Below are 12,223 nucleotides of genomic sequence, written 5' to 3'. Positions count from 1 at the left end.
GCTGGTGGCGCCTCGGCTCACTCGGCGAGCGGCTTGACCCAGCGGCTCAGCCGGCGAGCGGCTTGACCCAGCGGCTCCACTGCGCCTCGCGGGCGTACCCTGCCGCGCTCCAGGCGTGGTGGGCCCGCTCGTTGCGGTCCAGCACCATCGCGTCCCCGCGCCTCCCGCCCAGCGCCACGAACCGCTCCTCGGCCGCGGCCAGCAGCGCGCCGCCCACCCCTTGCCGCCGCCGCTCGGGGTGGACGGCCAGCCGGTAGAGGTGGCAGCGCCAGCCGTCGAACCCGGCGATGACCGTTCCCACCAGCTCGCCGCCGTGCTCGGCCAGCAGCAGGGCGCCGGGGTCCCGGACGATCAGCCGGGCCACGCCCGCGGAGTCGTCACTGATGCTGGTGCCCTCGGCCGCCACCTTCCAGAAGGCGAGCACGGCCTCGACGTCGGAGGGGGCGGCGGTCCGTATCCGAAGATCCATCATGCCCCCATCCCACCACGGTGGTCCGAGCGCGGGTCCCCCCGCTCGGCGCGGGCGGGCACGGCGCGGTGGACGAGCAGGGCGGCGGTCAGGCACACCGCGCCCGCGACCGCCATGCCGGATGAGGGGCCGAAGGCTGCCATCACCCCGGTGGCAGCGGCCAGCGTGAGGGTTTCCAGGCTCATCCGCACCGTGCCGAACAGCGCCGCCCCCGCGCCTCCGCGATGGGAGGGCACATGCCGGAGGGCTTGCCCGTCCGGGACGCCTTCGGTCAGCCCGAGGCACAGCCCGACCACCCCGGCCGCGAGGAGAAGGGCGGCGGGACGGTCGGTCACCTGGAGGATGACGGCGGTGACGGTGCAGGCGAACAGGGCGGTGGTCACCAACTGCCGTGCCCAGCGCCGCGCGAGCCGAGCGGCAGCGAGCGGCAGGACCGTCGAGGGCACGGTCAGCAGGCTGAGCATGACCGCCGCCTCGGCCGAACCCATGCTCCGGGCTGCGCCGAGCCGGGGGAGCACGGTCAGCCCCACCACGAGCATCCCCATGAAGGCACCGGTCGCCACGCCGTACGCGCGATAGGCCGGGAGCCGCAGCAGGTCCATGGGTATCGCGGGATCGGGCGCGCGCCGTTCCACCCGGACGAGACCGGCCGCGCCGGCCGCCGCGAGGAGGATCAGCCCAGCCGGCCACCACCACGGGACGCCGGACCCGACGCCCAGCCCCAGTGCCGTCACCACGGCGGCGACGGTCGCCCCGAAGAGCAGGGCACCGCGCAGGTCGAGGTGCCCGGACACCTCGGGGCCGCGCAGACTCGGAAGCCCGCGGGTGGCCAAGGCGGCGCCGGCGGCGACGGCCCCCGGCACGAGAAAGACCAGGGGCCAGCCGCCCACGGCCATGAGGGCCTGGGCGACGACCGGCCCCAGAGCCAGACTGCCGCCCAGCACGGCGCCCGCGTAGCCGTACACCCGATGCCGCTCCTGCGGCGGATACACAGCCAGGATCATCGACGACCCGCCGGCGGCGCACATGGCCGCCCCGATGCCGGCGACCGCACGGAGGGCCACCAGGGACGGCAGGTCCGGAGCGAGGGCGGACAGGACGCCGGTGACCGCGACGACGATGTTGCCGACGGCGAAGAACCGGGTGCGGGCGAGGCGGTCCGCTGCCACCCCCGCCAGCATCAGGGCCGCGGCGAACAGCCCGTTGTAGGCGAGGACGATCCACGGACCCAGGGCGTCCGCACCGGACAGCCGCGCGGTCGCATCGGGGACGGCCGCCGTCGCGCCGGTGATGGCGAGCGGGAACACCGCTGTGGAGACGAGGTCGGCGACGAGGACACGCCGACGTTGACGAACAGACAGGGCAAACAAGGGTGCGCTCCGGAATGAAGAATCCGAGCGCCGTGAAGGCGCTCCTGGCCAGGGCTCAGGAGCGACGGCGAGAACCGGGGTTGTGCGCCGCCGCTCTCAGCGACGGCGCACCCTGTCTGTTTTCGGCACGGGCACACGCTAGCAGCGGCACGCGTGAGTATGGTCATCCCCACCGATGTGATGATCGCTACGGCTGAGAAGCGACGGCGTGAGGGGAGAGCGGGCTTGTTGGTCTCGCCGTCACCCGCACGACACCCGGGCGTCGGTCGGCGCCCCAGCTGTCGCGTATAGCCTCCCGAACGGTTTCTCGTACAACAGGAGTGTTCATGCGTCACAAGCGCCGCTGGTCCGCGGCCCTCACCGCGGTCGCGCTCGCCGGGACCGGTCTGACGGTCGCCGCCCAGCACGCCACGGCGGGCCCCGTCGACAGCGCCCCCCGCGCCTGCCCCCAGCTGACCGTCGCCAAGGGCTGGTACGGCGACAACCGGGACCGGCTCCAGAAGATGATCGACGAGCTCGGGTCCTGCTCCGGAAACGGCGGCGCGCGCCCGGTCGCGGCCTTCGACTGGGACAACACCGTGGTGAAGAACGACGTCTCGGACGCCACGCTGGCCTGGATGCTCAACCACGACAAGGTGCTGCGGCCCGCCAGTTGGAAGGCCACCAACAAGTGGATGACCGACGACGCCCACCGCGCGCTCACCCAGGCATGCGGCACCGCCGTCCCCGTCGGCAAGCCGCTGCCGACCTCCACCGACACCGGCTGCACCGACGAGATCCTGGATGTCTACCAGGACGCCAAGACCTCCGACGGCAAGGCCGCGTTCACCGGGACGTGGAACCACCGGCGCACCGTCCCCGAATACGTCTGGATCACCCAGCTGTTCGCCGGACACAGCCCGGCCCGGCTCACCGGGTTCGCCCGCGCCGCCCGCGCCGAGAACCTCGCCGCGCCGATCGGCACGGAGCAGAAGGTCGGCACGCACACCATGCCCGGCTACATCCGCTACTACGACCAGCAGCGGGACCTCATAAGGACGCTTCGCAAGGCGGGCTTCGACGTCTGGGTCGTCTCCGCGTCCGCCGAACCGATCGTGCGGGCCTGGGCACCGGGCGTCGGCATCGACCGCGCGCACACCATCGGCATCCGCAACATCGTGCGCGACGGTCGGCTCACCACCGGTGTGCAGGGCTGCGGCGGCGTGCGGGACGGCCAGGGCGAGGTCCTGACGTACATGGACGGCAAGCGCTGCTGGATCAACCAGGAGATCTACGGGGTGCAGGGGGCCCGGGCCTGGCAGCAGCAGGACCGCGCGCACCGCGTCGCCTTCGCCGCGGGTGACGCCGAGACCGATGTGACCTTCGTGAGCGACGCCACGGCCGGGCACCTGGCCGTCAACCGCAACAAGACCGAGTTCATGTGCCGCGCCTACGACAACGCCGACCACCGCTGGCTGGTCAACCCGATGTTCATCGAGCCGAAGGGGCGCCGGACGGAGCCCTACCCCTGCTCGACCAGCGGCTACACCCGGCCCGACGGAAGCCTCGCCCCGCTCCGCCGGGCGGACGGCTCCATCGTGCCGGACCAGCAGGACACGGTGTACTGACACACAGTCTGCTGACACACGGTGTACTGACACCCGGTGTACTGACAAAGGCCGCCGCCCAGGATTCGGGGCGGCGGCCGCATGTCACCGGCACCGGACCTGCGCGGGGGTGCCCCGGTCGGGGGTGGAGGTCGCGGATGCCGGGACCGGCCGCACGATGCCGGCCGTGGCAGCGGCGATCACGCACAGCGCCACCGGCAGGAAGAACGTGAGGTTCAGTGGCACGACGCGGGTCAGCGGTCCGATGAGCGCGGGACCGGCGAGCATGCCGAGGTAGCCGAGGCCGGCGACGCGCGAGACGTTGGCGCCGGCGGCGGCCTGGTCGGCGTGGCCGGCCGCGCTGAACAGCTGGGGCACGCAGCCGGACAGTCCGGCCCCAAACACGGCCCAGCCGGCCAGGGCCAGCGGGATCCAGGGGGCGAGGGCCGCCGCGGTCAGGCCGAGCCCGGCCGCGGCGGCACCGTAACGGAGGATGGCCACCGGACCCAGGCGCGCGGCCACCCGGTCCGCCAGCAGGCGGCCGATGGTCATGGCGGTGGCGAAGGCTCCGTAGGCGAGGGCGGCGGTGGCGGCGGGCGCGTCCAGGACATTGCGCAGGTGCAGTGTGCTCCAGTCGTTGGCCACGCCTTCGCAGAGCATGATCATCAGGGCCAGCGTGGCCAGCGCCCAGATGTGCCGGGGCGTCCTGCGGCGGTCCCCCGCGGCAGGGGCCGCGGGGTCCGGGTCCCGGATGGGGTCGGGGCGCAGCAGGGCGGGAGCCGCCAGCGCCGAGACGAGCAGGCCCGCAAGCGCCACCACGCCGAGCGTGGCCGCCGGGCTCCAGCCCCAGGTGAGTGTGCGGGCGCCCACCGCCGCGGCGACGACCCCGCCGATGGAGAAGGTGGCGTGGAAGGCGGACATGACGGGCCGCCGATAGCCGCGCTCCACCTGGACGGCGTGGGCGTTCATGCTCACATCCAGGCAGCCGTTGCCGAGGCCGAGCGCCAGCAGTGCCGCTCCCAGTGTCCAGGCGTTCGCGGCCAGGCCCGGAAGGACCACGGTCGCGCTGCACAGCGCCGCGCTGAGGGGCACGACGGTGCGGGCCCCGAAGCGGTCGGTCAGTGGTCCGACAGCCTGCATGCCCGCGAAGGCTCCCGCGCCCAACAGCAGCAGGAGCCAGCCGAGTACGGCATGGCTGATCCCCGCGCGGTGCTCGATACCCGGGATGTGGATGATCCACATCCCCATCAGGAAGCCGTTCAGGGCGAAGTAGGCGAAGGTGGCCAGCCGGCCGGCCCGCAGAAGTCTCGTCACGCTTCGAACATAGCGAACAGAATTCATGTGCGGAAGCTTGCGTTGCGACCGCGATAGATGTTCAATCTGGGTATGGCTAGTACGGATCGACTGAGGCGGATCACCGAGGCGGTGCGGGAGGCGGGCCGCATCGGCGTCACGGAACTGGCCGGGCTCACCGGTGCCTCGGAGATGACCATCCGCCGCGACCTGGAAGTCCTGGCCGCCCAGGGCGTGCTGGAGCGCTACCGCGGCGGAGCCAGGAGCCTGCTGCTGCGCGGCGAGGAACCACCCTTCACGCTGCGGGTCCAGGAGGGGCTGGAGGTCAAGCGGCGCATCGCCGCCGAGGTCTCCCGGCTGATCGCCGACGGCGAGTCCGTCGTCCTCGACAGCGGCACCACCTGTCTGGAGGTGGCCCGGGCGCTGGAGCACCGCCGGTTGACCGTGATGCCGCTGTCCCTGCACGCGGTGAACGCCCTGACCGGGGCCCCGCGGCTGACGCTGCTGGTGCCCGGCGGCCGATCCCGGCCGGGCGAGCTGGCGCTGACCGGTCCCCTGACCGAGGCATCGCTGGCCGCTCTGCGCTTCGACACCGCGGTCATCGGCTGCTGCGGGCTGAACGCGGCGGACGGCCTGACCGCCTACGACCTCGACGACGCCGCCGTAAAACGCGCCGCGATCGCCTCCGCCCGCCGCGTCATCGCCGTCACGGAAGCCGCCAAGCTCTCCCGCACCGCCCTCGCCCACGTCGCACCGGCCGGTGACCTGCATGCCGTGGTCACGGACGACTCCGCCACGGACGACCAGACCGGCCAACTGGCCGCGGCAGGCGTGACGGTGCGGACGGTCTGACCACTCTCCCCGCCCGGAACGCCGGACGCCCCGCGTGCGGGCCGGCTGGCCGATCATGGCCGAGACGCCGGCGTGCGGGTGCGCGTGCCCGGGTAGGTGCGGGGATGAACCTGCCCCAGGCGGCGGCGTGTCGCGGCCGGGGGAGCGGCGCCGCGGGCAACGCTTCGACCAAGCGGCCGCCGGCCCACGGCCGCCTTCGAAAGGTATGGCGGATGCTGGTACTCGGACGCTCACAGGTCGAGGCGCTGCTCGACCTCGACACGCTGATCGACGCCCTGGCCCCGGCGATGGCGGACCTCAGCGCCGGCCGCGCCTCGGCACCGGACCGCGTCGCCGCTCTGGTTCCGCGACACGAGGGATTCCTGGCGGCCATGCCGGGCTATGTGCCCTCGGCGCGGGTGCTCATGAGCAAGCTCGTCTCCCTCTTCCCTCACAACACCGGCACGCCGTTGCCCACCCACCAAGCGGTCATCGTCGTGTTCGAGCCGGACACCGGCGAACCCGCGGCGCTGCTCGACGGCACGGCCATCACCGCGGCCAGGACCGCCGCCTGCTCGGCGCTGTCGGCGCGTCTGCTGGCCCGCGAGGACGCGACGGTGCTGGCGGTTCTCGGCACCGGGGTGCAGGCCCGGTCGCACGCCCGGGCGATCTGCCGGGTCCGCGGGATCCAGCGGATCCGGGTGGCCGGCCGGGACCCCGTGAAGGCGGCCGCCCTGGCCGGGGAACTGTCATCCTCGCTGGGGGTGGACGTAGCCGCGGCTGCCACGTATGCCGAGGCGATCGACGGCGCGTCCATCGTCGCCGCGGCCACCCACGCCGCCGAACCCGTGGTCCGCCGCCCCTGGCTGGCGCCCGGGACGCATGTCACCTCCGTCGGGTACAACCCGGCGGGCCGCGAGGTCGACGACGCCACGGTGGCCGAGGCGCTGGTATGCGTCGAATCGCGGCAGGCCGCGCTGGCCCCGTTCCCCGCCGGCAGCAACGACTTGCTGGCGCCGATCCGTGACGGCGTCATCACGGCCGACCACGTCCACGCCGAACTCGGCGAGATCCTCACCGGCGGCAAGCCGGGGCGCACCTCGCCAGGCCAGATCACCCTCTACAAATCCGTCGGCGTGGCCGTGCAGGACGCCGTGGCTGCGGCGCTGGTCATCGCCGCCGCCCGCGAGCGGTCGGTCGGCGAGGAGATCACGCTGCGGTGAGACCGGAGCCTTTCCTCCAGGAGCGGCCCTGAGTATCATTGCAATGTCACACCTCATACGGCCCGCTGAGCCGCGAGACGAGCCGTATGAGGCGCTCCTGTCCCGGGAAAGGACCTCATGAGCCGCACCTATCTGCTGCCCGGCATGGCGGTGACCGACCACTCGTTCGCGGTGCCGCTCGACCACGCCGACCCCGCCGGACGCTCCATCGTGGTGTTCGCCCGCGAGCTGGTCGACCCGGCACGGGCCGGGCAGAAACTGCCCTGGCTGCTCTACCTGCAAGGCGGACCGGGCGGTAAGTCACCGCGGCCGCTGTCGGCTTCGGAGGGCTGGCTCGGTCACGCCCTCAAGACGCACCGGGTGCTGCTGCTGGACCAGCGGGGCACCGGGCGCAGCACCCCGGTGACGGCTCGCTCTGCCGCGCGCTTCCGGTCCGCCGGCGAACTGGCCGCGTACCTCGCCTGCTTCCGCGCCGACTCCATCGTCGCCGACGCCGAGCTGATCCGGCAGCGGCTGTGCGGCGACGAGCCCTGGGAGACCCTCGGCCAGAGTTACGGCGGCTTCCTCACCCTCACCTACCTCTCCCAGGCGCCCGAGGCGCTGCGGAGCTGCTACATCACCGGAGGCCTGCCCGGCATCAGCGCCACCGCCGACGATGTCTACGCCCGGACGTACCCCCGGGTCAGGGAGAAGGTGTCCGCGTACTACGCCCGCTATCCGCATGACCGCGAGCTGGTCCGGCGGATTGCCGACACACTCGATCGGGAGAAGGTGCTGCTGCCGGACGGCGACCGGCTCACCGCCCGGCGGCTGCGCACCCTGGGGCTCGCCCTGGGCATGGGGGACGGCGCCGAGCGGGTGCACTGGCTCCTCGACGAGGCGTTCGACCAGGACGGCAGCCTCTCCGCGACCTTCCGGTACCAGGTGATGAACCTGACCGGGTTCATGGACAACCCGCTCTTCGCCGTGTTGCAGGAGGCGTGTTACGGCCAGGGCGGCGGGCCGACCGCGTGGGCGGCCTCCCGCGCCATGGCCGACTTCCCCGAGTTCGCCGCGGACGCCGACCCGCTGCTCTTCACCGGCGAGATGTTCTACCCCTGGATGTTCGACGAGATAGCGACCCTGCGTCCGTTCGCCGAGGCCGTCCACCTCCTCGCCGACCGCTCCGACTGGCCCGCGCTCTACGAGCCGAAGCGACTGGCCGCCAACAGCGTCCCGGTGGCCGCCGTGGTCTACCACGACGACATGTACGTGGACGCCCAACTGTCCCTGGACACCGCGCGATCCGTGGGAGCACTCCGCACCTGGGTCACCAACGAGTGGGAGCACGACGGCGTCCGGGCCTCCGGCGACCGCGTGCTGGCCCGCCTGATGGACCTGGCCGCCGGACGGGCCTGACCCTTGAAAGAACGGGCCTGACCCTTGAAGGATGGTGGTGCGGCACCGTCGCCCCGCCGCCTGTCGGTCAGCCGCCCTGGAAGATCGTCGTGCACACCAGCGTCTCGCCGCTGTCCACCAACCAGGCCCAGTACCGCGTCCGGTCGTTCGGCCCCTGCACACAGTTGCCGGCGCCGGCGCCCGGCGGGGCCTGGTAGACGCCGGTGATGTGCATGACCTGGTTGTACGCGGCGGGGACCCGCTGTGCCCGGCAGTCCACGGCCGTCATCGAACCGATCGAGATGCTGTCGCCGGACTGCTTGCCGAGCAGGCAGTAGTGCTTGATGTAGATGCGCCTGAGGCAGAGCTTGGTGGTCTCGCCCGAGACGGAGGAGGAGTACGTCCACGAGGCCTCCCCGGTGCCGTTGGGGCAGACGCTGTCCGTGGTGCTGGTGACGCGGACGAGCCCCGCCCACTGGCTGCCGCAGGACACGGGCTTCGGCGGCACGTCGGCACTCCAGTCGATGATGTTCCCGCTGCGGCCGGTGTCGTAGATGGGCAGGCAGTCACCGACGGAGACGGCCTGGAACGCCTCTTCGGTGGGGTCGGTGGGGTCGGGAGTGGGGGACGACGTCTCCGGGGCGGGTTCGTCGTCGTATCCGCCGTCCGCGTCCGCGTCCTCGTCCGCGTCGAGGTCCGGATCCGGCGCGTCGGTGGACACGTCCGCGGTGTCCGCGCCGGTGGCCGGAGGGCTGTCGTTCCCGCCCGCCAGGGACGGGCTCTGCGGCGCGCCACTCGACACGTCGCCCTTCGCCTGCGGTGTGTCGTCCGACTTCCAGGGCTGCGAGAACACCAGGCCGAGTCCGAGGGCGAGCGCGAGCAGGGCGCCCAGGGCCCAACCGCCGGCGGACGATCCTCGGCCGGCGGCCGGCCGCGCGGGGCTCCGCGCGGCCGCGGCTGACCGGGCCTCCTCGGCCTGCCGCCGTCTTCCCGCCTCCTGCGCCCTGGCGCGCCTGCCGGCCTCCGCCAGGTCGCGCAGCTCCCGCTCCCTGCGCTCGCGGGCCTCGCGCGCCTGCTGCTTCCTCTCCCGGCGCGCCGCCCGCTCGTCGGTGTCGAGCAGCGTGGGCGCCGGCGGTGGCACCGGCCGGGTGTGCTCGTCGCTCATCGCGGCGACGGCTCCCCGGTCGCTGCTCAGTGCCCGGCCGTGCGCCTCGTACGCGTCGATCAGCGCGGTCCACCGCACCGGCAGCCAGCGCTCTCCGCCTCCCGGCCCGGACGCCTGGTCGACTCCGTCCAGGCACTTCACCAACAGCTCCTCGAGCGTGGGGCGGCGGGCGTGGTCAAAGGCCAGGCACGGCCGGATCAGCGGGGCCAGCGCGGCCGGCAGACCGGTCAGGTCGAGCTTGCCGGCCTGCACGCGGGCCAGCCGCTGGAGGGGGCCGTCGTCGGTCTCGGGGTAGGGGGCACGGCCCACGGCGAGGTGGAACAGCGTCGCCCCCAGCGAGAACACGTCGGACGCCTTGGTGGAGCGCCGGCCGAGCGCCTGCTCGGGCGAGGTGTAGTCGATGGTGCCGAGCGTCAGTGAGGTGGTCGTCTTGTCGATGGCGTGCGAGATCCCGAAGTCGATGACCAGCGGGCCGGTGAGGGGCAGCAGGATGTTCTGGGGTTTGACGTCACGGTGCACGACTCCCTTGCCGTGCAGGGCGAGCAGGGCCTGGATGGCGCCCGCCGCCACCCGGAACAGCGCCGGCGGCGGCAGCGGGCCGGCCTCGCGGACCAGCTCCCCGAGGGAGGGCGCCGGAACGTACTCGATGGCCATCCAGGGGCGTCGGGCCCGCGCGTCGGCGTCCAGCACCCGGGCCGTGTAGGCGCTGTCGACCCGCTGGGCCAGCTCCACCTCGCGGGCGAACCGCTTGCGGTCGGGCTCGCTGACCACGCCCTCGGCGAGCAGCGTCTTGACCGCGACGAGCGGGCTGTCCGCCCTGGACCGCGCCAGGTAGATCCGCCCCATGCCGCCGGTGGTGAGCCGCCACAGAAGCCGGTAGGACCCGAGCCTCTTCGGATCGTCCTCGCCCAGCGGCCTGATCCCGATACCGGTCATCGCCATCCCCCGTCACCCGCCTCGCTCCCGCTGTCGCAGCACCCGTGGCTGGATCAACTTGCGGCGCCGCTGCGGGAGTTGAGTGTGATTCCCTGATGATGACACGACAACCTTCGCCACGCGGTTGCGCTCGCGCCCATGCGGGCGCCACGGGCGCCGCCGATCGTCCACGACGAGCGCGCGCCACCGTCGGGCACATGGAGCAGCCTTGTACGTTTCCGCGCGTGCGTGTGGGCACGGCGGTGCTCTGCCGCCTGCCGGGCCGGCCCGCGAGCGGCACGCCCGCGCGATGCTCCCGGCCCCGTCGCGCGGCGGGTGCCGGGCCGGCGCAGTACTGTGAGGCGATGAGCGAAAAGGCCCGCAAGCTGTTCAAAGCGCTGGACCTCAACGACGACGGCACCCTGACCCGTGACGAGGTCATCATCGCCCTGCGAACCAAGGGCCCCACCCTTGCCGCCCAGGGCGACCTGCCGTTCTGGGGCCTGGGGGACGCTGACGACTCCTCGGCCCTCTTCGACGCCGCCGACCTGAACGGCGACAGCGTGCTGACCTACGAGGAGTTCGCCCGGGAAGTCGACCGCCGCTTCGGCTGGTAGCACGCCCCCCACCCCCGCTGGCCGGATCGCGAAGGCGTCGAGCGGGGAGCCGTCGTGCTTCTCGCGGACGCCGGCCGAAAAGGCATGAGCGAATCGGACGTCCGGCTGACAGGCTGAGATCATGAGCGCTCATCGCGACCCGGTCCCCGACTCCTCCACCCCTCGCCAGGCAAGGAAGTGGATCACCACGCCCATCGTCGCGGACCTCCTGCGCGGCGCGTTCGAGCTGGAGAGCACCGAGCAGGGCGTGCTGCCACACCGGCTGCCTGCCTGGGCTCGCGCACAGTGCGCCGACGGGCAGTTGGCCATGGCGGAAGCTCAGCCTTCCGGCGTGCGGCTGGTGTTCCGTACCGCGGCCACCTGCGTCGAGCTGGACACCCTCCGCACCAAGACGGCCTACCAGGGCGCCCCGCCGCGTCCGGACGGCGTGTACGACCTGCTGGTCGACGGCCGCTTGGCCGGGCAGGCCAGTGTGACCGGCGGCAACGTCCTGATGGTGGACATGGCCACCCGGACCGCCGAGACCCTGCCCGGCCCGGTCGGCACCGTGCGCTTCTCCGGCCTGCACGGCGGTGTGAAGACCGTCGAGATATGGCTGCCGCACAACGAGATCACCCAGCTGGTCGCCCTGCGCACCGACGCACCCGTCGAGGCCGTGCCGGCCGGCGGCCGCAGGGTGTGGCTGCACCACGGCAGTTCGATCAGCCACGGCTCGAACGCAGCCAGCCCCAGCACGACGTGGCCGGCGCTGGCCGCCTCCCTCGGCGGCGTGGAGCTGTTCAACCTCGGCCTGGGCGGGAGCGCGCTGCTCGACCCGTTCACCGCCCGTGCCCTGCGGGACCAGGCCGCTGACCTGATCAGTGTCAAGATCGGCCTCAACCTGGTCGACACCGACCTGATGCGTCTGCGCGCCTTCACCCCGGCGGTACACGGCTTCCTCGACACCATCCGCGAGGGCCATCGCACCACGCCGCTGCTGGTCGTCTCGCCCATTCTGTGTCCGATCCACGAGGACACGCCCGGCCCCAGCGTCCCGGATTTCAGCAACGTCAAGGCAGGGAAGCTCCAGTTCCGGGCCGCGGGCGATCCCGCGGAACGGGCCCAGGGGAAGCTGACGCTGCGCGTCATCCGCGACGAACTGGTCCGCATCGTGAAGCAGCGGGCCGTCGACGACGCGAACCTGCACTACCTCGACGGCCGCGAGCTCTACGGCGAGGCGGACTTCGCCGAGCTGCCGCTGCCCGACGGGATTCATCCGGACGCCGCGACACACCGCCGCATCGGTGAACGCTTCGCCGCCTTGGCCTTCGGCTCCGGGGGACCGTTCGCCACCGGGCCTGCCTGAGCCTCCCCTCACCTCTTTCCCCAAGACTTCCT

Annotated in this window: 10 protein-coding genes; 6 read left to right on the top strand and 4 right to left on the bottom strand. The window is 72.8% G+C overall.

Going from position 1 to position 12,223, the window contains the following annotated elements:
• Nucleotides 1-46 precede the first annotated feature (46 nt).
• On the bottom strand, nucleotides 47-472 hold the full coding sequence (locus tag AC4BDD_RS01430; protein ID WP_490689107.1) for a GNAT family N-acetyltransferase: 426 nt from the start codon (nucleotides 470-472) through the stop codon (nucleotides 47-49).
• Nucleotides 469-1,839 (bottom strand): MFS transporter, encoded by a 1,371-nt coding sequence (locus tag AC4BDD_RS01425; RefSeq protein ID WP_490689106.1) that lies wholly within the window; start codon nucleotides 1,837-1,839, stop codon nucleotides 469-471. Before AC4BDD_RS01425 ends, AC4BDD_RS01430 begins: the two co-directional genes overlap by 4 nt.
• A 326-nt stretch (nucleotides 1,840-2,165) precedes the next feature.
• On the opposite strand from AC4BDD_RS01425, the gene AC4BDD_RS01420 reads away from it, so the two are divergent.
• Nucleotides 2,166-3,446: a haloacid dehalogenase-like hydrolase gene (locus AC4BDD_RS01420; RefSeq protein ID WP_490689105.1), complete on the top strand. Its 1,281-nt coding sequence runs from the start codon at nucleotides 2,166-2,168 to the stop codon at nucleotides 3,444-3,446.
• 84 nt (nucleotides 3,447-3,530) lie between these two features.
• On the opposite strand, the gene AC4BDD_RS01415 is transcribed toward AC4BDD_RS01420, so the two are convergent.
• Nucleotides 3,531-4,739 (bottom strand): MFS transporter, encoded by a 1,209-nt coding sequence (locus AC4BDD_RS01415; protein WP_490689104.1) that lies wholly within the window; start codon nucleotides 4,737-4,739, stop codon nucleotides 3,531-3,533.
• 72 nt (nucleotides 4,740-4,811) lie between these two features.
• Here AC4BDD_RS01415 and AC4BDD_RS01410 point away from each other — a divergent pair, with 72 nt between their 5' ends.
• The 3 genes from AC4BDD_RS01410 (at nucleotide 4,812) to AC4BDD_RS01400 (ending at nucleotide 8,170) form a co-directional block, all read left to right on the top strand.
• Entirely contained in the window at nucleotides 4,812-5,570 is a 759-nt protein-coding gene (locus tag AC4BDD_RS01410) for a DeoR/GlpR family DNA-binding transcription regulator (RefSeq protein WP_490689103.1), read from the top strand.
• Between the two features lie 212 nt (nucleotides 5,571-5,782).
• On the top strand, nucleotides 5,783-6,772 hold the full coding sequence (locus tag AC4BDD_RS01405; protein WP_490689102.1) for an ornithine cyclodeaminase family protein: 990 nt from the start codon (nucleotides 5,783-5,785) through the stop codon (nucleotides 6,770-6,772).
• Nucleotides 6,773-6,889: 117 nt separating this feature from the next.
• Entirely contained in the window at nucleotides 6,890-8,170 is a 1,281-nt protein-coding gene (locus AC4BDD_RS01400) for an alpha/beta fold hydrolase (protein WP_490689101.1), read from the top strand.
• A 67-nt stretch (nucleotides 8,171-8,237) separates the two neighbouring features.
• Here the strand turns inward: AC4BDD_RS01400 and AC4BDD_RS01395 are convergent, their stop codons facing one another.
• Nucleotides 8,238-10,250 carry a serine/threonine-protein kinase gene (locus tag AC4BDD_RS01395; RefSeq protein ID WP_490689100.1) on the bottom strand — a complete coding sequence of 671 codons (2,013 nt, stop codon included), beginning with the start codon at nucleotides 10,248-10,250 and terminating at the stop codon, nucleotides 8,238-8,240.
• Between the two features lie 344 nt (nucleotides 10,251-10,594).
• On the opposite strand from AC4BDD_RS01395, the gene AC4BDD_RS01390 reads away from it, so the two are divergent.
• Both AC4BDD_RS01390 and AC4BDD_RS01385 read left to right on the top strand, forming a co-directional pair.
• Nucleotides 10,595-10,846 carry an EF-hand domain-containing protein gene (locus AC4BDD_RS01390; RefSeq protein ID WP_490689099.1) on the top strand — a complete coding sequence of 84 codons (252 nt, stop codon included), beginning with the start codon at nucleotides 10,595-10,597 and terminating at the stop codon, nucleotides 10,844-10,846.
• Nucleotides 10,847-10,967: 121 nt separating this feature from the next.
• Nucleotides 10,968-12,191 (top strand): GDSL-type esterase/lipase family protein, encoded by a 1,224-nt coding sequence (locus AC4BDD_RS01385; RefSeq protein WP_490689098.1) that lies wholly within the window; start codon nucleotides 10,968-10,970, stop codon nucleotides 12,189-12,191.
• Nucleotides 12,192-12,223 lie beyond the last annotated feature (32 nt).

It is taken from the genome of Streptomyces sp. JLBT605, assembly GCF_058215555.1.
Note: the sequence above shows the minus strand (reverse complement) of the source record. Positions and strands in the feature narration are given on the sequence as shown.

Coding starts and splice junctions, on each gene's coding strand:
- AC4BDD_RS01385 (WP_490689098.1), top strand. CDS start 10,968: ATGAGCGCTCATCGCGACCCGGTCCCCGACTCCTCCACCCCTCGCCAG.
- AC4BDD_RS01390 (WP_490689099.1), top strand. CDS start 10,595: ATGAGCGAAAAGGCCCGCAAGCTGTTCAAAGCGCTGGACCTCAACGAC.
- AC4BDD_RS01400 (WP_490689101.1), top strand. CDS start 6,890: ATGAGCCGCACCTATCTGCTGCCCGGCATGGCGGTGACCGACCACTCG.
- AC4BDD_RS01395 (WP_490689100.1), bottom strand. CDS start 10,250: ATGACCGGTATCGGGATCAGGCCGCTGGGCGAGGACGATCCGAAGAGG.
- AC4BDD_RS01420 (WP_490689105.1), top strand. CDS start 2,166: ATGCGTCACAAGCGCCGCTGGTCCGCGGCCCTCACCGCGGTCGCGCTC.
- AC4BDD_RS01430 (WP_490689107.1), bottom strand. CDS start 472: ATGATGGATCTTCGGATACGGACCGCCGCCCCCTCCGACGTCGAGGCC.
- AC4BDD_RS01410 (WP_490689103.1), top strand. CDS start 4,812: ATGGCTAGTACGGATCGACTGAGGCGGATCACCGAGGCGGTGCGGGAG.
- AC4BDD_RS01405 (WP_490689102.1), top strand. CDS start 5,783: ATGCTGGTACTCGGACGCTCACAGGTCGAGGCGCTGCTCGACCTCGAC.